General features: G+C 52.3%; 19 protein-coding genes. 1 reads left to right on the top strand and 18 read right to left on the bottom strand.

The window, feature by feature from the left end; genetic code table 11:
* Positions 1 to 11: 11 nt before the first annotated feature.
* The 15 genes from lspA to ACMAY6_RS03855 all read right to left on the bottom strand — a co-directional run bounded on the left by lspA (position 12) and on the right by ACMAY6_RS03855 (position 18,539).
* Positions 12 to 515 (bottom strand): signal peptidase II, encoded by a 504-nt coding sequence (lspA, locus tag ACMAY6_RS03925; protein WP_435215942.1) that lies wholly within the window; start codon positions 513 to 515, stop codon positions 12 to 14.
* A complete protein-coding gene (ileS, locus tag ACMAY6_RS03920) occupies positions 508 to 3,312 on the bottom strand; it encodes an isoleucine--tRNA ligase (protein ID WP_435214620.1) in 2,805 nt (934 codons plus the stop codon). The genes lspA and ileS overlap by 8 nt, the downstream gene beginning before the upstream one ends.
* Before the next feature lie 12 nt (positions 3,313 to 3,324).
* A complete protein-coding gene (gene ribF / locus ACMAY6_RS03915; protein WP_435214618.1) occupies positions 3,325 to 4,266 on the bottom strand; it encodes a bifunctional riboflavin kinase/FAD synthetase in 942 nt (313 codons plus the stop codon).
* 83 nt (positions 4,267 to 4,349) lie between these two features.
* Positions 4,350 to 5,978: a murein biosynthesis integral membrane protein MurJ gene (gene murJ / locus ACMAY6_RS03910; RefSeq protein WP_435214616.1), complete on the bottom strand. Its 1,629-nt coding sequence runs from the start codon at positions 5,976 to 5,978 to the stop codon at positions 4,350 to 4,352.
* The gene (locus ACMAY6_RS03905; RefSeq protein ID WP_435214614.1) at positions 5,963 to 6,589 is read right to left on the bottom strand and encodes an NUDIX domain-containing protein; all 627 of its coding nucleotides are present in this window, start codon (positions 6,587 to 6,589) and stop codon (positions 5,963 to 5,965) included. The genes murJ and ACMAY6_RS03905 overlap by 16 nt, the downstream gene beginning before the upstream one ends.
* Positions 6,586 to 7,599 (bottom strand): aspartate carbamoyltransferase, encoded by a 1,014-nt coding sequence (locus tag ACMAY6_RS03900; protein WP_435214613.1) that lies wholly within the window; start codon positions 7,597 to 7,599, stop codon positions 6,586 to 6,588. Before ACMAY6_RS03900 ends, ACMAY6_RS03905 begins: the two co-directional genes overlap by 4 nt.
* A 169-nt stretch (positions 7,600 to 7,768) precedes the next feature.
* The gene (gene sbcB / locus ACMAY6_RS03895) at positions 7,769 to 9,220 is read right to left on the bottom strand and encodes an exodeoxyribonuclease I (protein WP_435214611.1); all 1,452 of its coding nucleotides are present in this window, start codon (positions 9,218 to 9,220) and stop codon (positions 7,769 to 7,771) included.
* A complete protein-coding gene (locus ACMAY6_RS03890) occupies positions 9,207 to 10,724 on the bottom strand; it encodes a fumarate hydratase (RefSeq protein WP_435214609.1) in 1,518 nt (505 codons plus the stop codon). The genes sbcB and ACMAY6_RS03890 overlap by 14 nt, the downstream gene beginning before the upstream one ends.
* Positions 10,725 to 10,805: 81 nt before the next feature.
* Entirely contained in the window at positions 10,806 to 11,582 is a 777-nt protein-coding gene (locus ACMAY6_RS03885; protein WP_435214606.1) for a hypothetical protein, read from the bottom strand.
* A gap of 404 nt (positions 11,583 to 11,986) precedes the next feature.
* A complete protein-coding gene (locus tag ACMAY6_RS03880; protein WP_435214604.1) occupies positions 11,987 to 12,601 on the bottom strand; it encodes an antitermination protein NusG in 615 nt (204 codons plus the stop codon).
* A gap of 247 nt (positions 12,602 to 12,848) precedes the next feature.
* Positions 12,849 to 13,394, bottom strand: coding sequence for an NnrU family protein (locus ACMAY6_RS03875; RefSeq protein ID WP_435214602.1), 546 nt, complete (start codon positions 13,392 to 13,394; stop codon positions 12,849 to 12,851).
* A gap of 482 nt (positions 13,395 to 13,876) precedes the next feature.
* Positions 13,877 to 15,520, bottom strand: coding sequence for a chaperonin GroEL (gene groL / locus ACMAY6_RS03870; RefSeq protein ID WP_435214601.1), 1,644 nt, complete (start codon positions 15,518 to 15,520; stop codon positions 13,877 to 13,879).
* 35 nt (positions 15,521 to 15,555) lie between these two features.
* Positions 15,556 to 15,846, bottom strand: coding sequence for a co-chaperone GroES (locus ACMAY6_RS03865; protein WP_007233725.1), 291 nt, complete (start codon positions 15,844 to 15,846; stop codon positions 15,556 to 15,558).
* Between the two features lie 765 nt (positions 15,847 to 16,611).
* Positions 16,612 to 17,115, bottom strand: a complete 504-nt coding sequence (locus ACMAY6_RS03860) for an FxsA family protein (RefSeq protein ID WP_435214599.1) — start codon at positions 17,113 to 17,115, stop codon at positions 16,612 to 16,614.
* Positions 17,116 to 17,231: 116 nt separating this feature from the next.
* Positions 17,232 to 18,539 (bottom strand): AmpG family muropeptide MFS transporter, encoded by a 1,308-nt coding sequence (locus ACMAY6_RS03855; protein ID WP_435214597.1) that lies wholly within the window; start codon positions 18,537 to 18,539, stop codon positions 17,232 to 17,234.
* Positions 18,540 to 18,601: 62 nt separating this feature from the next.
* Here ACMAY6_RS03855 and ACMAY6_RS03850 point away from each other — a divergent pair, with 62 nt between their 5' ends.
* Positions 18,602 to 19,501: a sulfotransferase family protein gene (locus ACMAY6_RS03850; RefSeq protein WP_435214595.1), complete on the top strand. Its 900-nt coding sequence runs from the start codon at positions 18,602 to 18,604 to the stop codon at positions 19,499 to 19,501.
* Between the two features lie 7 nt (positions 19,502 to 19,508).
* Here ACMAY6_RS03850 and ACMAY6_RS03845 read toward each other — a convergent pair whose 3' ends face one another.
* The 3 genes from ACMAY6_RS03845 to gspD all read right to left on the bottom strand — a co-directional run bounded on the left by ACMAY6_RS03845 (position 19,509) and on the right by gspD (position 24,954).
* Positions 19,509 to 20,387: a peptidylprolyl isomerase gene (locus ACMAY6_RS03845; RefSeq protein WP_435214593.1), complete on the bottom strand. Its 879-nt coding sequence runs from the start codon at positions 20,385 to 20,387 to the stop codon at positions 19,509 to 19,511.
* Between the two features lie 83 nt (positions 20,388 to 20,470).
* The gene (locus ACMAY6_RS03840; protein WP_435214591.1) at positions 20,471 to 22,138 is read right to left on the bottom strand and encodes a hypothetical protein; all 1,668 of its coding nucleotides are present in this window, start codon (positions 22,136 to 22,138) and stop codon (positions 20,471 to 20,473) included.
* A 581-nt stretch (positions 22,139 to 22,719) separates the two neighbouring features.
* Positions 22,720 to 24,954: a type II secretion system secretin GspD gene (gene gspD, locus ACMAY6_RS03835; RefSeq protein WP_435214590.1), complete on the bottom strand. Its 2,235-nt coding sequence runs from the start codon at positions 24,952 to 24,954 to the stop codon at positions 22,720 to 22,722.
* Between the last annotated feature and the right edge of the window lie 80 nt (positions 24,955 to 25,034).

Raw genomic sequence — 25,034 nt, 5'->3', positions numbered from 1 at the left:
ACTCCTTGATTTCAACTGGGCGACGCATTTCGGGGCAAAAAACTGTCGACAATCAACATGACTGCCCCCACTGAAATGGCCGAATCGGCAACGTTAAAAGCGGGCCAATACCAAGTACGGTAGTGCAGCGAGACAAAATCTACAACGTAACCCAGTGCGATGCGATCCCAAAGATTGCCCAAACCTCCGCCCAACACCAGCCCCAGCCCTAGGCCTAGCCACAGCTGGGACCGAGATAATCGAGCTAACCAAATTACCAGAACGATGCTCACCACCACGGTCACCACCGTAAAAAACCAACGCTGCCAACCGCCGGCATCCGCCAAAAAGCTAAAAGCTGCACCAGTATTATGTGCCAGCATAAAATCAAACCATGACGTTACCGCTACCGGGTCTCGATACGCCAAATTTGCTGACGCCCAGTGCTTGCTAAGCTGATCTAATAACAGCACCACCACTGCAGTGCCGTAACCGAAAAGAGCGCTACGAGAGGTCAAACCAGACGACTCAGGCATATTGACGATGCTCACCTGCCCCCTCGATGTTATCGATACATCGCGTGCACAGTGTCGGGTGCTCTTGATTATTACCAACGTCAGGTCGTCTATGCCAACAGCGCTCGCACTTATCATGTCCTGAAACGGCCACAGCCACAGCCAGCCCCGGGACATCGCTATCGACAACATCCGCTGGTGCCCCCGCACTAGGCTTGAGTGTGGCCTCGGAGGTAATAAGTACAAAGCGAAGCTCATCACCCAAATGCTGTAATCGTGTGAACAGCCCGGGCTCTGCGTACAGCGTCACCTCAGCATCGAGACTACCTCGAAGATCACCTGCAGCACGACGGGCTTCCAGCGCGCGGTTCACCGCTTGGCGTACGGTTATCACCTCGTCCCAGAACGCATTGCCCAAATTGCCGTCAGCAATTTCAGAAGGTAAATCCGCGTACCAAGATGACAGAAATACCGAGCGCTCACGGGCGCCGGGTAAATTCTCCCAAATTTCTTCAGCGGTGAAGCTCAGAATGGGCGCTATCCAGCGGCACAGCGCTTCCGCAAGATGCCACATGGCAGTCTGAGCAGACCGTCTGGCATGGGAATCAACCTGCGTTGTGTATTGGCGATCCTTAATAATGTCGAGGTAAAAACCACCCAGTTCACCGCCGCAAAAATTGTGAATCCGATGAAACACTTGGTGAAATTGATAGGTTTCATAGGCTGCTTCAAGCTCTACCTGCAAATCACCCGCTCGGCTACAAATCCACCGATCGAGGGGCAATAATTGATCTGCTGGTAATTGGTGCGCACTAGGATCAAATCCCGCAAGGTTAGCCAACAAAAAACGCGAGGTGTTGCGAATGCGGCGATAAGCATCACTCGTTCGCTTGAAAATTTCATCGGAGGCAGAAATCTCGTTTCTATAATCGGATGAAGCGACCCAAAGACGCAGAATATCAGCACCCAGATCATTCATGGCCTTCTTAGCAGGGATGATATTGCCCAAGGATTTGGACATTTTCCGACCCTCACCATCGACCGTAAAACCGTGAGTCAAAACGGACCGATAAGGCGCCTCACCAAAGGCACCTATACCCGTCAACAATGAGGACTGAAACCAGCCACGATGTTGATCCGAACCCTCCAAATAGAGATCCGCAGGTGCTTGCAGCGCTTCACGCTGTCGCAGTACACAGGCATGGGTAACCCCTGAATCAAACCAAACATCAAGGGTGTCGCTGACCTTTTCGTAGTGCTCGGCATCATCACCCAAAAGTGCCGACGGCTCGAGATCAAACCAGGCATCAATGCCCGAGACGGCTATCAGATCGGCCACCTCTGCCACCAACTCGGGAGTTCTCGGGTGAAGCTCTCCGGTTTCCCGATGCACGAACAACGTGATGGGCACCCCCCACGTGCGCTGACGCGAGATACACCAATCAGGTCTATCTCCTAGCATTGCATCAATTCGCGCTCGCCCCCAATCGGGAATCCAGCGCACACTGTCGACGGCTTGTTCGGCCTCGGCGAGCAAGCCCGCTTGAGACATACTAATAAACCACTGAGGAGTAGCACGGAAAATAATTGGCGTTTTGTGCCGCCAGCAGTGCGGATAGCTGTGTTCGTAGGGCTGGTGTGCGAGCAACCGCTCCCGCGTCTTGAGCTCATCAACAATTTCGTCGTTCGCTCTAAAAATATGCTTCCCTTCGAGGGCGGGTGTGCCCGGCAGGTAAATGCCATTACCGCCCACCGGATTATAGACCTCCAGATCGTAGGCCTTACCGATTTCGAAATCTTCCAGACCGTGCGCAGGCGCCGTATGGACACAGCCGGTACCTGCATCAGTGGTCACGTGACTACCCAGCATTAGTGGTACTTCTATGTCATCGAAAGGTGGCAACACGGTTAGCCGATCAAGCTTCTCCCCTCTCGTCGTCGCAAGGATCACTGGATCAGTAATACCGTAGCGTGCGGCGCAGGGTTCTACTAGTGCCTCTGCAACGACAACCGCACGGGCACCAACTTGTAATAAAACATAATCAAGGTCAGCACTGACACTCACCCCTCTATTAGCCGCCAGCGTCCAAGGCGTTGTTGTCCAAATGGCCACATCAACCGGCTCAACCCCATCCCAAGCAAAAGCCTTCCGGAAGGCGGCACTATCCACCGCTGGAAAGGCGACATCGACTGCCGATGAGATTTTATCCTGATACTCAACTTCAGCTTCCGCCAAAGCGGAGCCACAATCGAGGCACCAATGCACGGGTTTAAATCCCTTGTGCAAATGCCCGTTTTCAATAATCCGTCCCAGAGTCCGAACAATGTCCGCCTCAAAATCGAAGTTCATCGTCAGGTAGGGATTGTCCCAGTCACCCACAACGCCCATTCTTTTAAAATCTTCAGCCTGCTGGCTTACCTGCCCAGCAGCATAAGTCCTGCATCGCTGACGGAACTCCGAGGCTGATATCTTGTGCCCGGGCTTGCCGACTTTCTTCTCAACATTTAGCTCAATCGGCAATCCGTGACAGTCCCAGCCAGGAACATAAGGGGCATCGAAGCCCGCCATGGCGCGAGACTTCACGATAAAGTCTTTCAGAATTTTATTGACCGCGTGGCCAATGTGCAGCTCACCGTTGGCATAGGGAGGGCCATCGTGAAGGATGAATTTCGGTTTTCCCGCACCCGCCTCCCGCATCAAGCCATAGAGATCCATTTCCTGCCATTGCTTAAGGCGCTGGGGCTCTCGCTGAGATAAGTTAGCCTTCATCGGAAAATCCGTCTGAGGCAAATTCAGGGTACTTTTATAATCACTCATACGTAAAAACTATTAGCTGCGACCGGGTTGAGCCAGCCATCGGCGGGCATTATCAATATCCTTGGCGATACCTTCCTTCAAGGCATCGAGGGATTCGTACTTAATTTCTTCCCGCAACTTGTGCAGAAAACGGACCTCGAGTCGCTGACCATAAAGGTCGCACTTGCGATCCAACAAATGCACCTCAAGATTGGCTTTGAGGCCATCATCGACAGTGGGGCGAGTGCCTACGTTGGCAACTGCCGCCGCCGACTCTAAGCCTGCACCGTCGACCCTCACCGCAAACACGCCAGATAACGGGCTGCGGATTCGATTAATACGAATATTAGCTGTGGGCGCCCCTAACTCACGCCCCAGTTTACGCCCATGCTCAACCCGTCCCGTCATCGTAAACGGTCGACCCAATAACTGCTGCACCTCAGTAAAATTACCCTCAGCCAAAGCCAAGCGAATTCGGGTGCTGCTGACACGAGCGCCAGCAATTTCCAAAGTACCGGTAGGCTGCACTTCGTAATCAAACTTTGCTGCCAGGCCTCGCACGTAATCGTAGTCGCCCTCGCGACTGTTACCAAACCGGAAGTCATCGCCCAGAGCGATATAGCGAGCCCCTAGTCCCTTAACAAAAACACGGCTGACGAAATCCTCGGCACTCATATCCCGAAGCTCGGCATTAAATTTCAGAACCAACACCCGATCAATGCCGGTGCTGGCCAGCTGTGCTAATCGCTCACGAAAATTAGTGATTCGTGGAGGCGCCTCCAATGGCCGAAAATATTCCCGTGGCAACGGCTCAAAGACAATCACCGTCGACAGCAAATCGCGCTCACGAGCGCAGGAAGACAGGTGCGCAAGAACTGCTTGATGTCCAAGATGGATGCCGTCAAACGCTCCCACGGTCACAGCGCATCCGCGGTGCTCCGATCGAAGGTTATGCAGGCCGCGGATCAAGTCCATGGTTTAGCTACAGGTCAACGAATAACACCCTAAGTATATAGAAAACAGTGACCCGGCGCGCCTAGCAGACCTATCATCTTGACTCACAGGGACACAGCTGGGCTTTTCAGATCTCTCGGGCGAATCCCTAAGCACAAGAGAGTGGCAACATAGGCCAAACCGCCCACAATCACCATAACGGCCATTGCCAAGCCCCTATGCAGGGCAACAGCATTCTGCCACCAATCTGAGGCAGGCAAGCACAGCCATAACGCGCCCAGCATGGCCAGTATCGCAAGCACGATTCGGATCGTGCGGAACAGTCTGCCCCTCGATGCTCCCAGCAATAGCCCCTCACGCCGTAGGCCGCGATAAAGAAGACCGGCGTTCAACCAGGCAGCCAGGCTCGTGGCCAGTGCCAGCCCGACATGACCGAGGTCAAAAATCCACATGAGTGGAAAAATAAGCATGGGATTCATCACCATATTGGCCACCATGGCGATTATCCCTATGCGAACCGGTGTTTTCATATCTTGGCGGGCGTAATACCCCGGAGCCAATACCTTGATGAGCATGAACGCGGTTAAACCCAGGGCATAGGCCCTAAGAGACCAAGTCGCTTTATCCACATCCCCCGGCCCGAAAGCCCCGTATTGGAATAACGTGGTCAGAATCGGCTTTGCCAGCAGGAGCAGTGCTGCGGTTGCGGGTAGCGCAATCAGGACAATAAGGCTCAGGGCCCAATGCAGTGTCGCTGTGAATGCGGGGTCTTTACCGACCGCTTCCGCTCGGGCGCGCTGGGAAGACAAGTTTGGCAGAATCACCGTGGCAACTGCGATGGCAAATATACCCAGAGGCAATTCAGTCAGCCTATCTGAATAATAAAGCCAAGAGACGCTCCCTGCGGGAAGTAGCGAAGCCAATACTGTATCGAGTAGCAAATTAATTTGGCTGACCGAGACCCCGAATAACGCTGGAATCATTAGGGTCAAAATTCGCCTTACTCCGGGGTGCTGGGTATCCCAGCGCGGCCTTGGCACCAGATCTAAGCGATATAAAGAAGGAATTTGAAACAGCAGTTGTAAAAGGCCCGCAATCATGACGCCAATTGCCAGCGCATAAACGGGCTCCTTCAGCGCAGGAGCCAAAAAGAGCGCTGCGGCAATGAGGCTGAGATTCAACAAAACCGGGGTAAACGCGGGCACCCCGAACCGCCCATAGGAATTTAAGATACCCCCCGCAAATCCCGTCATCGAAATTAAAAATAAATACGGAAAGGTAATTCTAATAAGGTCTGCAGTTAAGCTGAGCTTGCTAACATCGCTCGCAAACCCGGGGGCAAACACCAAGGCTACTACAGGCGCCGCCAATATTGTCACGGTGGTGAGCAGTATGAGAACACCCCCAAGAACCCCCGTCACCCGATCGACCAAGGCCCGCACAGCTTCTAGCCCCCCTTGCTCTCGAGTTTCTGTGAGCACGGGGATAAAGGCTTGGGCAAAAGCACCCTCAGCGAACAGCCGCCTCAAAAAATTGGGGATTTTAAAGGCAACAAAAAATGCGTCGGCGTTACTGGTAGCGCCTACCAGATTGGCCAGTACAACATCACGCAACAGCCCCAACACCCGCGAAGCCATAGTGGCACTTCCCACCAGCGCGCTGGACTGAAGCAGCCCCTTAGCTGATCCAGCCCGCTTATCACCAGAGGTGTCGGTGTCTAAGTGCTCAGCCATTGCTCACGAAGGGCCTCGCCATGCCGGGCCAACCATTGCAAAGCAATGAGCGTATGTCCGTTATTAATTTCATTGGCGTCAAGCATACGCAAGGCCTCTACCCTAGGGATGGCATGCACCAACAGATCCTCATGTTCCTCGGCATGACCATGAACTTCACCAATACCCGCGGTCAAAACTCGGCCCACAAACGTACGAATTTGTTCAGAACAGGCCCCTGCACTGGGATAAAACGTGGCGATAAGTTCCAGCTGGTCGAGTGAACAATCGGCCTCTTCTTGCGCCTCCCGTCTCGCCACCTCACTGTCTGATTCACCGTCGGCCACCATGCCCGCAACCAGCTCAAGCATCCATGGGCTATCTTGGTCACGGAGCGCACCCGGCCTGAACTGTTCCACAAATATGAGTTCGTCACGGATAGGATCCCAAGGCAGAACCGCTACGGCATCACCTCGTTCAAAAATTTCACGGGTTAACGGCTGACTCCATCCACCGCCAAACAAGCGATGTTTGAGGCTGAGCTTTACCAGCGAAAAAAAACCGTGGTACACCACATCGCGCTCTAGGACTTGCGCATCTGCGGCGGAAAACCGCGGGGAAAATGGCGTCAAAACCTACGCTCCGTATACCAGTTCACGGGCCGGCTATGGTCATCAACCTGGTCAGCAACATCGAGAATCAGGGCAAATAGCGCCATGCGTACCAGCACTCCGTTATCGCTCTGACGGAATATGGCCAAATTAGGGTTGTCGTTTAAATCAACGTCCAGCTCTCTAGCGCCCTCCCGAGAATCACGGGGCAACGGGTGCATAATGACCGTATTGGGCTCGCAATGTGCGGTGTAGATGCCCTGATTTAATCGGAATCGGCCTCGGTAGGCATCAGCCTCCGCGCGGGTGGTAAAGCGCTCCTCCTGCAGCCGAGTGGAGTACACAATATCAACGTCCGCTATACCCACTTCCAAGCTATCGGTCTCTAAAACGTCATGTCCACCAGCCCTGAGTTCGTCCACAATCTCTGCCGGCATTTTGAGCTCGGGAGGAGACACCAAATTCACTTTAACCCCCTGAAACAACTGGAGTAGTCGCGATAAAGAATGCACCGTCCTGCCAAACTTTAAATCACCAACCATAGCGACGCGCAGGGTATCGAGTGTGCGCCCTCGATCAGCGAGTTCACTACGAATCGTATACAGATCAAGCAAGGCTTGAGTGGGGTGCTCATTGGCACCGTCTCCACCGTTGATAACAGGCACACGACTCCCGTCAGCAAACTCCGCAACGGAGCCCTCTGCTGGGTGACGCATTGCAATGACGTCTGAATAACCACTCAAAACTCGAGCGGTGTCAAATAGTGACTCGCCCTTGGCAATGGCGGTGCTTTCAAAGCCGGTAGTCTCGCGGACTTCGCCACCCAGCAAATTAAAGGCACTGCCAAAGCTAATTCGCGTGCGGGTGGAGGGTTCAAAAAACATCGAGCCCAAAATAGCGCCATCAAGGACGTGGGTCACACGCTCTCGATGGGCATAAGGTCTCATACGATCGGCTACGGTGAAGAGCTGGTCGACATCAGCACGTTCGAACTGACGAATACTAAGGATGTGGCTACCGGGAAAGTGCAAAACTTCAGTCCTGTGCCCAAGATGGAGTCATGATAACTCATGGTGCACCTGGATTAGCCGAGAAATTAGGGCGGATTATTACGGACTGTTTATACCCAGCGCAGCCCTTCAGATTTCCCTACCCAAGCCCTCACTGCTGCGTCCTAGACGCTTGCCTTAGTCTGGCGTTTCAATCTGCCAGTTCGGCGCGGAGTTCACCCATATACTGCTCAAGATCATCAAGCGCTTTTGTTTGCACAGCGCTCAACCCCTCTCGAGCCCGCTCATCACTGAGGTCCTTGTTGAAACTCTCCCAGTTAGGACCGGCTTTACCCGCCAAAGTCTCGCAACAATGTTCACGCCAACGGGCTCTCTCATCGAAATTGAGGCTCTCGGGGAAATTCCGCGCGCGATAACGGAAAAATAGTTCCGGCAATCTTCGGTCCTCAAATGTCCACGTAGTGTCTGCGAGGCTAGTAGGCGTTGCCTGCTGCACGGTTGCAAGGAGGGCCTCGTCGCGTCGATCCAGAAATCCGTCATAAAGCTGCGTATCGGGATCAGAACGTGGTTCAAAATCTTGATCGGCATAAATCTTCTGGATAAAACGGGTAAAGCCATCAGGGTCGGCCTGACGCGCCCCGCGATAAGCCGCCAACGATGCCCGAGTCTGCTCGCCATCGAGTTTCAAACGTTCTGCGGGCTCACCTCCGACCCAAGTGGTTGGCAGCACCACAGGGGCCCGATTTATCTTGATGGTCTTTAAAGGTGGACGGTGCTTACCCGCTGGAAAGTCTGCCTTGGGCATAAATAATAGCTGCCGGATATCCTCAGGTGACTGATCAAGGAAGGCAGGCTCTTCACCCAGGTCGGCGCAGATAATTTCATTTTTATTTTTTGGATGGGGCGCCAGAGGCAGCACGATCGCCAAATTACTGCGCTGGCCACCAAACTGGCCGGAGACATGAATAACCGGTTTGGGGTCAGCACAATTAAGCAGCGGTGCTATCGCCTGTTTACCGCGCTGGGCATACAGCGTGTCAAATAGCGCCGGCTGCGCCCCGCTGAGTAAGCGGGCCAAGGCTATGGTCGCCAAAACGTCTGCAAGGGCATCATGTGCGTTGCCGTGGTCTATACCATTAGCCGCAGTGAGATCCTCTAGCCGAAAACTGGTCAAACCGTCTTCGCGGTTGGGCCAGACGATACCGTCGGGCCTCAGGGCGTGAGTAGCTCGCGCCACGTCGATCAAATCCCATCGACTTCTGTTTTGTCCAAATTCTCGAGCGTAGGGTGGGAAGAAATTCCGGTACAAAGCAAAGCGCGTAATTTCATCATCAAAACGCACCGAGTTGTAACCCAAAGCGCAGGTGCCGGGAACCATGAACTGACTGAGGATTTTGGTCATAAAAGCCCCCTCAGGGACGCCCTCAGATAATGCTTTGTAAGGGCTAATACCCGTGACTCGAATCGCAGCGGGATGCAGCAGGCAGTCGGGGCTTGGCCGACAGAAGTGCACCAGCGGTTCACCTATGACATTAAAATTTTTGTCAGTTCGCACGCCAGCAAACTGAAGCGGCCTGTCCTCAAACACATTGGCACCTGAGGTCTCATAATCATGCCAATAAAAGCTTTCAGATGAGCTCAAGAGACTGCTCTTCAATCCTTTGCTGCCAAACCTTTGGGCCGGTAATGTGGACCGACTCGCCTCGAGAGTCCACAGCGACACTGACGGGCATATCGCGCACGGTAAAGGCATAAATCGCCTCCATGCCCAAATCTTCGAACGCGACAACACGAGCCTCAGTGATCGCCTTGGAGACCAGATACGCCGCCCCACCGACTGCCATTAGGTAAACGGCACCGTGCTTGCGAATAGCCTCAATCGCAACGGGACCGCGCTCAGCCTTACCAATCATGCCGATAAGCCCGGTTTGCTCCAAAATATTATCGGTAAATTTGTCCATGCGGGTTGCTGTGGTCGGCCCCGCGGGGCCCATCACCTCGTCGCGTACAGGATCTACCGGACCAACGTAGTAAATAAATTTGCCCCTCAAATCGACAGGGAGTGGCTCGCCGTCGCGCAGCATTTGTGTCATTCGCTTGTGAGCGGCATCACGTCCCGTGTACATCGTGCCCGACAGCAAAATAGTCTCTCCAGGCTGCCAAGTATGAGTGTCCTCGGCGGTAACGGTATCCAGATCAACGCGGCGCACCGTATCACCGGTCTCCCAGCTCACCTCAGGCCACTGATCAAGACTAGGAGGAGCTTGTAAAGCAGGGCCCGCACCCGTCAACGTAAAATGCGTGTGCCGAGTAGCTGCACAATTCGGAATCATCGCCACAGGCAAAGAGGCGGCATGGGTCGGATAATCCATAATTTTGACATCGAGCACGGTAGTCAATCCCCCCAGACCCTGAGCACCAATACCCAAACGGTTCACGCCATCCATGATTTCCAGACGCAATTCCTCTGCTCGGCTTCTGGGCCCGCGCTCACGGAGACTTTGAATATCAATGGGGTCCATCAATGACTCTTTTGCCAGGACTGCCGCTTTTTCTGCGGTACCACCAATACCTATACCCAACATTCCAGGAGGACACCAACCTGCACCCATCGTTGGTACGGTCTTAAGCACCCAATCGACAATACTGTCGGAGGGATTGAGCATCGCTAATTTGGCTTTGTTCTCTGACCCACCACCCTTCGCAGCAACACGAATATCAACGGTGTTACCGGGTACTAGCCGGGTATGTATAACCGCAGGGGTGTTGTCTCGCGTATTTTTTCGTGCTCCCGCAGGGTCCTCCAGTATTGAGGCTCGCAACGTATTGTCAGGGTGTGTGTAGGCGCGCCGCACTCCCTCATTAATCATTTCCTCTAACGACTGTTTTGCATCCCATGTGACGTCCATGCCCACTTCGACAAATACCGTAACGATGCCTGTGTCCTGACACAAAGGCCGATGACCGGTGGCGCACATTCTTGAATTAATTAAAATTTGGGCCATGGCATCTTTGGCCGCGGGGTTAAGCTCCATTTCATAGGCTTGATGCACCGATTGCACAAAATCGATGGGGTGGTAGTAAGAGATAAACTGCAGGGCATCGGCCACACTATCGATAAGGTCATCTTCACGAATTACGGTCATCTTAAGGTCATCTCCTTGGGATGTAATAAACGGCATCCTGCCTAGCAAAGGGCAGGCTCAAATCCCCTTAAAAAAATGTATTCAGGGGGTTCCGGGTATTGGACTGCCGGTTGAGATTGCTGGCTGGCTGTTGCGAAGCTGATCTTCAAGTCGGCTGATACTGGCATTGACTTGCCGCCGAAAAGCGTTAATCGACTCGATCCATTCCTCGTTAGACGTGACTCGCTGCTTCATGGCAGCTCTATCAAGGTTTGCCTTGTTGACGTTGTCTGCAAGTCGCTCAAGATTCGCCTGGGCGTCCATAGCTGTTTTAGATAAGCGCTCGAGATCTCCGGCCACACGTTTGAGGGCTGTCATGTCAGAATTCAGGGACTTCACTGATTTACCCTGCCCCGCCACCATAGTTTGCAGCTTGCCAACATCGGTTTGCGTAACCGCTGATGCTTTCTCAAGTTTGGACACTTTGTTGTCCATTTCACGACGACGCTGCTCTAAACGTCTTGTTTCCTTATCAACCACATTCAACTGTGCGCTCAGTGCTGCAGCCGATTTCTCAACACTTTCATCGGTATCCGAAAGTAGTGCCTCTAGATCAGCCACTCGCCCCGCCACCACGCCACCGTCAGCGACAGACTTATCCAATAATTGCTGCAGTTGCCAGGCCCAAGCGCAGGAGACCGCTGCCACCACCAAGGCTATTGTCAGCACTAACCGCGCCAAAAACCCCATGCCCGCACTGGACGCGGTAGGTCTATTGCCCCGGCCCGGGATAGCATCACGAGGGGCGCTAGACACCCCCTCGTCCCGAGTCGCCGCAAAGGAAGGAATTGTTGAATCCGGCAGATCATCACGCGCCATGATTAGACTCTATTTTGTAAAAAGGGGAGTATATCGCGACATCGCCTTCGCTTCAGCGGGAACATCATCATAGAGTTTGCAGAGTTCCGCCGATATCTGGCTTCTGATAAGGCGCAGCTCAGCCTAAAACCTTGAGCGCACCACAAATAATGCTGGCCCATGCCAGAAAAAAAGCGGCCGGTTGGACAGGGACATCGCCACAAAGCGCAGGCAAAGGACAAACTCGACTGCCAAAATCGCCATGAAATATTGATAAAACAGCAATACTTTGGAGACGATAAAAGCACTCGAAAACACGAAAATGCGGTTGTGGGTAACGTCCGTTGTTCAAGAGGCCACGGGTAGGGACAACTCCCACAAAAAAAGCAGCCCAAAGGGCTGCTTTTTTTCGAGCGATTTAGCGCTTAGACGTAGTTGAGTAAGCCGAAAATCACCAAGGCTAAAGCAAGCGAACAATGAACAACGCCAACCACAGACTTCATAGGTCCTTGTCCACCAAACAATGCGTTGGCTTCCAAGAGCACAATTAAACCCATAGCGGCATATAAGCCGGTATCTGTGCCACCCAATGCCAGCTTACCAGAGCCCAGCATACCCAGCAGCATCGGGCCTGAGAGCAAGGTATTCGTTCGGCTGGCAAGGCCTGCCTTCGCGGCGGCGGCTGGTCCGTCACCTTCCTTCATACCCAGCACAATTTGCTGCTTGGGCCAAATGATGAGCCAGACATTCAAAAACATCAGTGTACCCGCGAGGGCGCCCATCCAGATCGCGGGCATGGCAACGCCAAAAGCACCCAACTTATGAAACAAATAAGCACCGGTTAGGAAAGTGATCAGTGCGCCCCATCTAAACCACCACAACGCTCTGGGCGCCAACTTGGCCATCGCATCGGCCTTAGCACTAGCCTCTGCCTCTTTAAAGTACTCGGTCTGAACAAAGTTGAAGTAATACAACATACCAATCCAGACAATGCCGGCTAACACATGGAAGTAGTAGCCGAGGAAATGGAGTTCATTCATGGGTTGTTCTCCTGTTTGTTCGTTTCAAAGCAGATAAAAATTACCAAATGCGAGATTTGGAGTTGGCTAAGTATAGGGGGCACTGCGTGAAGTTGCTACGGCCAATAGCAACATCTAAAGAAATGGAGTGTGTCACTGATGGGTCAAAGAGACAGGCCCAAAAACGTCGGTAGGCGTTAAGCAGGCAAGCTAGAAGGAGCACACCGTGTTCGCTGCCCCTTCGACGCTGAGGCAGCGCAGATGCCAGTTATCCAAATACCGGATAACCCATATAAATATGGATAAAGGCGATCCCACCGAAAGCAAGTACCGCTGAAAGTGCTGTCATCACTTCTTTACCGGCGGCGGTTTGTACCGACAGTGCCGGTTTGCCATCTTGCTTGTTAATCAAAATTACGCTGACAACGGCCCATACCAACAAGCCTCCAAAAAGCACTATTGAAGCGCTATCACCATTGACCAGGAGGTGCCCTATAGACCAGCTTTTAATAGCTGTTAACTGGGGGTGTCGAATGCTGCCAGTAATCCAGCTCTTGGTAGCTGCAGCAACCATCAAGTAAATCGCTAGGAACATCAGGATGTTGTTAATGCCAACGCTTTGCGGGTTGCGTCCCCAATAAAAATCCGTCTCCGCGTGGGAATAACCCAAGTACATGAGCACCATGGACGCGAGAATCGCAATGCTCATGATCCCTCGACCGGCGCTACCCATAGCAGCTCGTGCATTAGGCGCAACCCGTTTCAATAAATGCGCGGCGGACCAAAGTAATACACCAGCGACTAGAAGAAGCATTTGAGAATCTCTGTATTTATTATTTGCCTGACAGCATAGCTAAAAAATTGGATCACAGGGAACCTCATTCTCAAGCACTTCACATCATGGCCGTGACCAGCAAAAGCCAACTCACAGCGACAGCGACAGCAGAGCATGATCAGCGCTACGTCTGTGCGTTGGCGTTGGCGTTGGCGTTGGCGTTGGCTTTGGTCATACCTTAAAAGCAGAATTCGTCGAGGGGTCGCACAATTAAACTCAGGCTATTGGCTTATGAGCTTGTTAAAGAACTGGGTTGTTGGGGTGTTGCGGTGTTGCGGTGTTGACAATGTTAGCGCCAACATCAGCCACCACGCTGCTCAATGGACTGCGATAAAAATCTCCGCAATCTGGGCATAGGCGTCTACTCAAGCATCAACCATGCCCCCTAAGCACCACTAGCCTCATTCTTCACCGCAAAAAAAAACCCGGCCGGAGCCGGGTTCTTACACCGCAGACGGTGCTTACATCATGCCGCCCATGCCGCCCATGCCGCCCATATCGGGCATAGCAGGAGCGCCAGCGTCATCCTTAGGAGAGTCAGCAATCATCACCTCAGTGGTGATCATGAGACCGGCAACAGAACCTGCCGCCTGAAGCGCTGTACGCGTTACCTTGGCTGGGTCCAGGATTCCCATGGCAATCATGTCGCCATATTCACCCGTCGCCGCGTTATAACCAACATTACCTTCAGCCTGACGAACCTTATCGAGAACGACTGACGCTTCGTCACCGGCATTGGCAACGATCTGACGAAGAGGACCTTCCATGGCTCGCAGCGCCGCTGCAATACCGATGTTTTGGTCTTCGTTGTCTCCAGTCAAGCCTTCGATCTGACCGATAGCTCGCACCAGAGCAACACCACCGCCAGCAACAACGCCTTCTTCAACGGCTGCGCGGGTTGCATGTAATGCGTCTTCCACCCGGGCTTTCTTCTCTTTCATTTCGATCTCAGTCGCCGCACCAACCTTGATGACAGCAACGCCGCCGGCAAGCTTAGCAACACGCTCTTGCAACTTCTCGCGATCGTAATCTGAGCTGGTGTTTTCGATTTGAACACGAATCTCATTGACGCGGGCTTTAATGGCTTCACCATCACCAGCACCGTCAACAATTGTCGAGTTGTCTTTGTCCATCGTGATGCGCTTAGCTGTGCCGAGATGCTCAAGGGATGCATTCTCAAGATCGAGACCTACCTCCTCAGAGATAACGGTTCCGCCAGTAAGGATCGCAATGTCCTGCAGCATAGCTTTACGACGATCTCCAAAACCTGGTGCCTTACAGGCCGCTACTTTCACGATACCGCGCATGTTGTTCACAACGAGGGTCGCCAGCGCTTCACCTTCAACGTCTTCAGCAACGATAACCAGAGGCTTAGAAGCCTTGGCAACCTGCTCAAGAACGGGCAGCAATTCACGAATGTTAGATATCTTCTTGTCAACCAACAGGATGAAGGGGTCGTCGACCTCTGCCTGCATGTTTTCCTGATTGTTGATGAAGTAAGGAGACAGGTAACCGCGGTCGAACTGCATGCCCTCTACCACGTCGAGCTCGTTCTCGAGGCCTGAGCCTTCCTCGACAGTGATAACGCCTTCCTTACCAACTTTCTCCATGGCTTCGGCAATGATTTGGCCTACCGAGTCATCGCTGTTGGCAGAGATCGTGCCTACCTGAGCGATGGCCTTGTTGTCTTCGCAAGGCGTGCTCATGCCCTGTACTGCTATCACGGCAGCGGCTACGGCTTTGTCGATGCCACGCTTCAGATCCATGGGGTTCATGCCTGCAGCGACAGCCTTGAGGCCTTCGTTGACAATAGACTGAGCCAAAACTGTTGCTGTGGTCGTGCCGTCACCAGCTGCGTCAGACGCTTGCGAAGCGACTTCCTTCACCATCTGAGCACCCATGTTTTCGAATCGATCCTTGAGCTCAATTTCCTTGGCCACAGAAACACCGTCTTTAGTAACAGTGGGAGCACCAAATGATTTCTCAAGAATGACGTTGCGGCCCTTAGGGCCCAGAGTCGCCTTTACGGCATCGGCGAGTATGTTCACACCGTCAAGCATTTGCCTGCGGGCGGAATCGCCAAAATGTACGTCTTTACCTGCCATGTCTAATTCCTTTCTCTCAAATTCGTGTTTAGCGTTTATTCAACGACGGCGAAGATTTCGCTTTCGGCCATGAGGATTAGCTCCTCACCGTCGATCTCGACCTTGTTACTGCCGGCATATTGACCAAACACAACCTTGTCACCGACCTTCACAGCCAGCGCGCGTTGCTCACCGTTATCCAGCACCTTGCCATCACCTACGGCGACGACTTCACCTTCATTGGGCTTTTCTTGGGCAGAACCGGGTAGCACGATGCCACCTGCACTGGTTGCCTCTTCTTCCTTGCGACGAATGACCACGCGGTCATACAACGGACGGATGTTCATGGGTTGATCTCCACAAGTTGACGATATCGTTATCTAGGACCCACAGCGGGCCTCTGTCTCATATGTGGGGACTAGAAAAGGGATTTCAAGGGCTTTTTTAGCACTCTAGCAAAAAGAGTGCTAAAAAAGCGGGGGGAGTAGCTGACAAGATTTCCTGAGCTAAAACAGTGGCTTATAGGTTTTCCCAGACAATTCCCACCCTTCACCTTGAATAAAAGCACTTGTTTAGACCCAAATATGGGAAAAACTGCCCACTAAAGCTCACGACAATAAACAATCATGAGCGGTATGCGAGCTCGGTTGAGAAGCGCCGCCAAAGATTAGCGTTGCTTTGCTGATCAGCCCTTAAACAGCAGCAAAAATATATTCGAGTCCATCAACATCTCAAAGGGCGAGGACCCGGTTAACGTTACAGCTCATGACTTATGCTCTGCGTGACTTGTGCCTTACGTGAGTTGCGCCTTGCGTGACTTTGCAAACGGTACAGGGTGCCTCAAGTAATTTGTGCCTAACCTTGCGGGTCACTCCCAGAACAAAAATTCGTTAAATCGAAGACTTAGAGCCGCACAACAGATCGCTTGAGTCATGGCATTTACCCTATTTAAGAGCGCCTGCGAACTTGGCCTCTTCAGAACCTTACAACTGACACGTATGGCAGCCAACCCGTCAGAAAAGGTAACTGCCGATTAAAGGCCCGCCCAAACTGCTCGAGGCCTGTTCTTTGAATTACCACCAAAATAACGATGCATTTACGTAAAACAAACTTCATTGATCGCGCTGGGTATCATCTTCTGATTTGTCGATTACGTTGTGTCGCCCTGGATCTGGCGAAATATCCTGATAATCGCCTTCTAAGATCTCAGACGATTGAAACTTTGAATCATCACCGGGCATCGACGACGCATACCAACCCGAGCCGTCTGCCTGAGACGCGACCTTGCCAAAAAAAAGTCGAGCCAAAAAACGTCGCAACGGCCCAATCAATACGACAACGGCGAAAAAGTCAGACAATAGACCGGGAATCATGAGAAGTAATGCCGCCACGGCTACCGCTAAATCGTCTAGGAACAAGCTTTGCTGAAGCACCCCACTTTGCTGAGCCTCCCGCAGCCGCAGCACACTCGCAGTACCCACGCGCTTTAGCAACGCTGCACCCAGCATAAACATCGCCAAAACCCACAGCAACGGCACGATCGCACGGGTCTCAATACCCAGCTGAATAAGACTCAGTAGCTCGAGCCAAGGGTAGAAGAGCAGCAGCAGACGCATGAAGGGTTCCTCTTTTTTACGGACACCTTTTCAAAGATGTCTTCTTCAAAATGTATTGCTAAAAAATAGCGCCTTCAAGGATGATTCTTCAGCGCCCGCTTTTTAGCACCCACCTTTCAACTATCGGGGTCGGAAGTTTTAGCAGCAGGCAACGGTTCAGGTGCCGATTCCGAGATTGACTGAGACCACGGCGCAACCCAAAACAAGAGCAACATGCCGGGCACGGCCAGTCCAGTACACATAAAAAAGAAGGGTACCCAGCCAATGTGCTCAACAATCACTCCTGTCGTCGCATTGGCAAGACTGCGCGGTAAAGCCGCCAACGCCGTAAACAAGGCAAATTGCGTTGCCGCAAAGGTCTTACTCGACTCTCGTGCTATAAAAGCGGTGAAGGCTGCGGTACCGAGTCCCACACCAAGATACTCAAACCCAATCACCGCAGCGAGAATCCAAAGTATAGGCCCCACGCTCGCCAGCCATGCGTAGCCCAAAATGCTGGCCATTTGCACAGCCCCAAAAAGCCACAGTGCACGGTTGATGCCCAAGCGGATCATGAGCACGCCACCCACGAGCCCGCCAAAAATCGCCGGCCAAAGGGCGGCATTTTTAGCCACCAAGCCAATCTCGGTTTTGGAAAAACCCAAATCCAGATAAAAGGGAGTTGAGAGTGCGGTCGCCATATTGTCGCCCAGCTTATAAAGCACCATGAAAGCGAGGGCGAGAATAAAACTCTGCCAACCACGGCGATGGACGTACTCTAAAAAGGGCTCGAGTACCGCCGTTCGCAAATTCGTTACGGGGCGTGTCTCCCTAATGGGTTCCCTGACGCCCAGAGACAGCAGCACCCCAATCCCCATAAAAGCCGCGGTAATCCAAAACACTTGGGACCAAGGTAGATTATCGGCCAAAATCAGGGACAGTGAACCGGGAATCAAACTGGAAATCCTATATGCCTGCACATGCACTGAATTACCAAAACCCAACTCTTCGTCTGGTAAAAGTTCGCGGCGATAGGCATCGATAGCCACATCCTGAGTGGCGCTGAGTACGGCAATGATGACAGCAAGGGTGGCCACCCAACCTGTTTGAGTTAGAGGGTTGATACTTCCCAACAAACCGATCGTCACGATCAAAGCGACTTGAGCCAGCAGCATCCACCCTCGGCGCAGGCCTAGCGGCAACTTGACGCGATCCATTAACGGCGCCCACATAAATTTCCAGGTGTAGGGCAAGCCAACAAGGGCAAACAGCCCGATCTCAGTCAGCGATACCCCAGAATCGCGCAGCCACGCAGGAACCAGCTGAATCAATAGGTAAAGGGGCATACCCGAGGCGAAGCCTGTCAGAAGGCAAATAAGCATTCGTCGATTTGCAATGGCAGCCCAAGTGCTCTGCGACATTTCCAATGTGCGATTAGTGAACATGCACCTCCGACAAGTCGCTTAAAAAATTTATGTCACTATTTAGCTAAGGTATCATGCGCGGCATGAGCCTGACCGACGAAAACTTAAATTTTGCGTGCCCCTCGTGCTCTGATGCGGCACCCGTTGTCGTGGGCGGTATGGGCGGCAGTGGTACCCGAGTTATTGCACAGTTACTGCAATCTCTAGGCTTTGATATGGGCTCTGACCTCAATGAATCCCTCGATGATTTAAGTTTTACCGCTTTGTTCAAACGACCAAGCTTGTGGCCTTTACAAGATCATCTGCCCCAACTCGACGAGGCCCTAGACCTATACCTGACCTGCAAGGGGCAAAAGAGCGCCTCATGGAGATCTCAAGCCGACCACCAAGCCCGGGTTGCTGTGCTCTGGGACAGCATAAGACGCACCGACGAATGGATAGATGATGGAGATCTTGATACGCGAATGGGATTTTTAAACACACTCAGCGTGCCAATACTCAAGTGGGGTTGGAAAGAGCCCAACACGCATGTGGTACTGCCTTTTTTGTTGACGGCGCTGCCTAATATGAAATACATACATGTCACACGCCATGGCCTTGATATGGCCTATAGCAGCAATCAAACTCAACTCAGAGTATGGGGCCCACACCTATTGCAACGCCCTGTGGAACCTAACTCAGCAGATGAATCCCTAGCTTTTTGGTGTGCTGTGCACCAACGCCTAACGGAGCTCAAGAGACTTTCGGAGGAGCAAATTTTTATCTTACCCTTCGAATCACTGTTCGAAAATGTAGTGCCCGCACTCACGAGTCTTTGTGATTTTCTCAACCAACCTGAGGCTCTAGACGCAGCACTAGCGGCGATCTCCACGGTACAAAAACCAAAATCTATCGGACGCTATCGAGATCACCCACCGCTGATGCTTTCACTCGAGGCTAGAACACTACTGGGCAAACTGGGGTACCGTATCGAAGGTGTCTAGAAGTCAACTACATTTCTTCAACAAGCGACTCGAAGGCTTCAAAATCTATTTCGATCGATTTTTCCGGCGCCAAGGACAAAAGACGCTCCCGGTAGGCATCTTGCCGAAATCGCTTCTCTATTTCAGCCACCAGCGCTGGTCTCACTTCTTCAAAACTCCGCGTTCGTGACACAGTAATCGACTCAAGCTTCAAAATATGAAACCCAAACCGACTCTGCACAATATCGCTGGTGCCGCCTACTTCGCCGATAGCAAATAACGCATCTCTTACAGCTTGATCGACGTTTTTGGCATCACTCTCAATGCCTTGACTAAGTCGACCACCACGAGTTTTGCTGCCTGGATCTTGAGAGAATTCAGTCGCCAAATTTGCAAATGACGCACCCTCTTCAATGCGCTTCCTCAGCGATCGTAGGGTTTCAATAGCATCGCTCGCATCGTCACAGTTTTCGGTGCACAGCCGTAAAATATGCGAGGCCTCTCGAACTTCAGGAAGCGGCGCAATGTCATTTTTCGAAATTTTATATCGCTCCAAAGCTAGCACTTCAAAGTCAGGAAGCAGCAGTTCATTTTGAAACAGCTGTTTGTCCAGTTCGCGGGCAGTCTCTAATTGCTTAAACAAGAATTGGTGGTAAGCAATCGGGTCGTCCGACGGGTCGAGTGCCTGCAGCTCGGCCAATATTTTTTTGGACACAAGCAAGCTCACAAAAAATTCGTATCGAGAAGCCTCATCTGACTGAGCTGAATCACGAATCTGTTTGGGTGACCCAGCAAGAGCAAATTCCACCTCTGCTCTTGAAAGAGTAAGCTCGCCCTCCCGTACAATTATCTCCGCAGCCATCAGGCTTCCAGACCAAACCAGTATTGCCGCAATAATAGTTTTCACAATCGCTTTTCTCATCAGGTTATTTTTTTTAGCTAAAAAAAAACCGGCCCCAAAGGACCGGTTTTTCATGCTACCGCTGCTTCTTAGCGAATAGTACCGCCTGAAGATGCAATCGTTGAGTGCTCAATCATACGACCGTAGTTACCAGCCTGCTCAGCAAAAGACCGCTGCCAGAGTGCGAAGCCTACAACGCCAACATCGCTAGCGTCAGTCGCGGTCCAAGAACCGGGATCTAATGAAGCACCTGGTTGAACGTTATCGTCATCAGTACCCGTGAGGTTCCAGCGCTGAGGCATAGGGTTAGTAGACTGAATGTCTAGTCGAGCCCAGCCGCGATCAGAAGTCGCCGGTGGCGTTACTGAGAGCTTGAGAGCAGACTCAACAGCTGTCGTCGCATCTGCGTCACCGAAGGCAATAACGTTGACTTCGTAAGGCAGGACGACGCTGACATCTGGATCTGCTGGGTCACCGGAAGTACCACCTGGCGAGAAGCCCAGATCGGGATCTTCAGGCGTTTTTGTGCTCTCTTCACCGGCAAGTGACAACTCTTCACGATCCCAAAGGTTCATGTTTGAACCTTCCACCAAAGACCCACCGTCAACGTTGCTAGCGACAAGTAATGGCAGCTGATTTCGATCCGCTCCACCCAATGCCGAGTACGCAGCGATAGCCGTCGCGTTAGCGCAAGCGGCAGCAGCCGTTGCGTTAGCTTCACTGTAGCCCGTGTAGATATCGCAGATAGGGTTAGTCATTACATACTGACCTGGCAGCGTAACTACCCAATCAGCGTGTACGGTTCCGTCTGCCGTAGAGAAGGCTGCCCAATCGTTAGCAACGGCATCTGCGTCGATAGCGTTTGACAAACCTGCCCACATTGAACCGTCAGTCGACGATGCGTCAGCAGCAGCCGCGCGAGCAGCGTTAGTAGATGCGTATGAACCGTAAGCCAAGTTGGGCAACTCGAAGTTAAGTGGGTCATAGTTCAACAACCCGTCAGTACCGAAGCTCAAAGGCTGCTGGTTGGTCATCATAGCGGCGTCTGCAAATCCTTCGATCATTACAGCATTGTCGCCTGCTTCTAGACCGCCCGTAGGATCAGTCAGCATGAAAGAGACTTTCAACGCGTTATCGTCTGAATCAACAAAGCTGCTCAGCGGTGAAGTACCGGTTCCTTGCGACGTGAGGTTCGCTGTGTGAGTACCGCGAACAGTAGCCGTGCCTACGCTGGTCTCGGCAACTCGGTAAAAGTTCTGACGAACTAACTCACAACTCTCTGGAGTGCCTGCATCGTGCTCAGCATTTACTGCGATAGGCTGGAGCTCAGTTGAAGCTTGCGCCATTGCAATGATTTCTACGTAACCCTCAGTCGCGCCCTCAGCAAAAGTAGCTGGCATCTCTGCACCGCCTGCGGGGAACTCTGGAACTGTACAGGTTGTGTCGTTAGTCGTTACTAGAACGCCATTTGCTCCACCTGCACCAATGTTCGCGGTCCACTCATCGCGAGGCGACATGACCAAGTTAAAGTCGAGTGCGTCTTTAGAGTCGGTTCCGCGACGTAAACGCACCTTCACCACCTGAGTTGACTCTGTGGTGTTGATGATGTGCATACCAGTGTTGGTACCATCTAATACTGTGTAGTAAGGGATGATTGCCAAGTCACCGGTTTCTGAGCGCGATACATCCTGCGCTACAGTACCAGCTGCAACAGTTGCTACTGCTGCGGCTACACCGAATTTTTGAAACTGCTTCATAGGAGACTCCTAAAGTCTAATTTTTTTCACGTAAACCCAAAGGTTTTGTGTTAGCGCTATCTCAACTGTACCCAGCTGATTACGCCACCAGTTTTACGAGCGTTCATGGAACCACCATTCACGTCTGTACCAAATCCAATCCTCGGTAAGGGTGGATGGTGTCACCGTAGTCGCTCGCGAAGCTGAAGACGCATCTGTGGCTGACCTGGACATGACCCCGACCAACACACTCGCTACAGCTGCATTGCGATCATAGGCAACCACTTTAACCCCTGTCAATACTCGTTCCAGCTCAGAGAAGTACCGACTACGGTACATTTCTAGCGTGAACACCTCCCGGTAGGCCGGAGAGAGGAACTTGTACGCACATGCGTAGTCGTTACGCTCCAGGCACTCCCAGCGGTCGCTAACCCTTTGAATCAATTGCTTTTCTTTCGATTCAGAGAGCTTTTCAGACGTAGAGCAAGCTGCCAAGATCATAAAAATTAGCGATAAAACTGCCAATTTCCATAAAGTTAACGTTTCAGAATTCGTTCTATTCCACTGAAAAGTCACAATTTTTACCAACATAAAAAAGTTAATTATTGCTCAATTAATTCGAAATTTCGGATTTGATCCCGCATTTCGTCGCTGGCCTGACGGAGCTCCTCATCGTTATACAGCGCCCTAGGCGTGAGAATCACCAGCAGTTCAGTCCGGTCTCGGATCTTTTCTGTGGTGCCAAACAAGGGCCCAATAATCGGCGCCTTGTGTAACCAGGGCACACCATTTTCGTTATTAGAGGCGTTCTCCCGGATTAGACCGCCCAGGACAACTGACTCACCCGAGCGCACGGCTACCCGGCTTTCAATACTGCGCTCCAAAAAGCGTCGATTGCCGGTGACATCAATATTGCCAACGTCGGTCACAGTCTGAAGTACGTCCAAAGTCACCAAACCGCCCGCATTCACCGACGGGCGCACCGTTAACTGCACTCCAGTGTCTTTGTAACTAACGTTTTGAATGGTGTTACCGCCGGGGGCGATGGTTGAACCGCTATTGATGGGTACCTGATCTCCTACCTGAATCGTGGCTACATTATTATCAAGTACCATGACTGAAGGTGTGGAAATCACATTCACCAGTGATTCTGTGGCCAACGCTTTGAGTACCGCCACCACGCCGTTCCCACCCGAAACGGTATAACTAAACCCTTGGGCCAGCTGTGCCACGGCACCCTCAGCGCCGCCAAAGTTGAAATCACCGTCGGAAATCACACCAATACCAGAATAATCTGAGCCTCCTAGCTGGTTATTAAACGTCCATTCCAATCCGTACTTCAGCTGATCGTTTAACGTAACCTCCACAATACTCGCTTCAATTAACACTTGGGTTGGCGGTACGTCGAGCTTTTCGACGGCGGCTTTTATGGTTTTGTATTGCATGCCCGTGGAATAAATCATCAAGGAGTTGTTTTCTTCGTCTGCAACGACCCGAACCTCGGCGGCTTCGTCGTTGCCATCGCCGTTGCCAGGATCAAGCTGCAACGCCGACACCGTTGTACCGCCCCCGTTCCCGCCACGAAAGCCAGAACCGGTTCGACGGTTATTGTTGTTACCGTTGCGCCCTACCCCGCCTCGAGAGTTGCCCCCACCGATGCTCTCCTGATTCATGCCCGGCGCCGTATTGCGGTTATCTAAGGCTGAACGGCCACCGCCACTTTGCGAGCCCCCAGAATAAATACTGGTGAGCAGCATCGCCAAGCGACTGGCCGTCGTGTTTTGCACGGGATACACATACAGGCGCTTTTCGGCGCCATTCTCGGGGGCTCGATCTAATCGCTCAATCCAGGTTTCCATCCTATCGAGATAGTGTGCTCTGGGCGTAATCACCATCACACTGTTGAGACGGACGAAGGGCATAACCCGAACGATATCAGTCAGCCCCCCAGCGCCCTCTTCGGCAGAGGCTTCTGTGAGCAACTGGTTTAGCGCTTCAACCAGCTCTTCGACGCCGCTGTATTGCAACGGAAAAAGCCCGACTGACATTCCTTCGAGCATGTCCACATCAAAAGTCTCGATAATTTCAAGCCATCCCGTGAGCTGGGCCTGGGTGCCCGCAAGCATTAACAGGTTTCGCGTATTGTCGACTCTCACAAGGGCTTTCTCTTCGGCCAAAGGCTTTAGAATTTCAGCCATACCCCCGGCGCTGATGTACTGCAGCGGAACCACCATCGTGGAGTAGCCGGCAACCTGCTCGTCACGGCTGACAACTCGAGGCACCAACCGCGCCGCCACTTTAGAGCTGCTCACAATAAAGCGGTTGTCCCGGCCTCTGATGAGCAGCACGTTGTTAGCTTTCAATAAAGACTCAAGCACCGAAAGCAGCTGTTCGCGCTCAATCGGCGATCGAGTACGTAACGTTACCTCACCGGGAATGGGCCCATCGACAAGATAGTCGATACCGAGCACATCGGAGAGTATCGCGTGGGTCACCTCGCTCAGAGGTGCATTTTCAAAACTCAAAGCAACCGCGTCTCCGACAAAGCTGATCGGGTCTCTAGCAGGCGGCAAACCGATAACCTGATCATTACCTCGGAATTTAATGGCTTCAGCATCCACCACTTCATCGGGCTCTATCTCCCCCTTCGCCAACGAGGATGCCGACTGGGCTAAGGGTTCGTCTGCGTCGATAGCCTTATCAGCCGGCACTTTTTTGCCCATATCGGCACACCCCATCACGGAGGCCATCATCACCAGCAGAATTGAAGTACTCACCGGTGCATTAAGCAACCCCCTCACCCCTAGCTTTGTTGATGTCTTTCGTTTGTGTTCCATACCTAATATCTCTCGTTGGACGCTGCCTAACACAGTGGCCAGTGGCGATTGACCGTGATTTACCCTGGTCGCTAATAATT

It is taken from the genome of Luminiphilus sp. nBUS_16 (assembly GCF_051201645.1).
Lineage (GTDB): Bacteria > Pseudomonadota > Gammaproteobacteria > Pseudomonadales > Halieaceae > Luminiphilus.
Note: the sequence above shows the minus strand (reverse complement) of the source record. Positions and strands in the feature narration are given on the sequence as shown.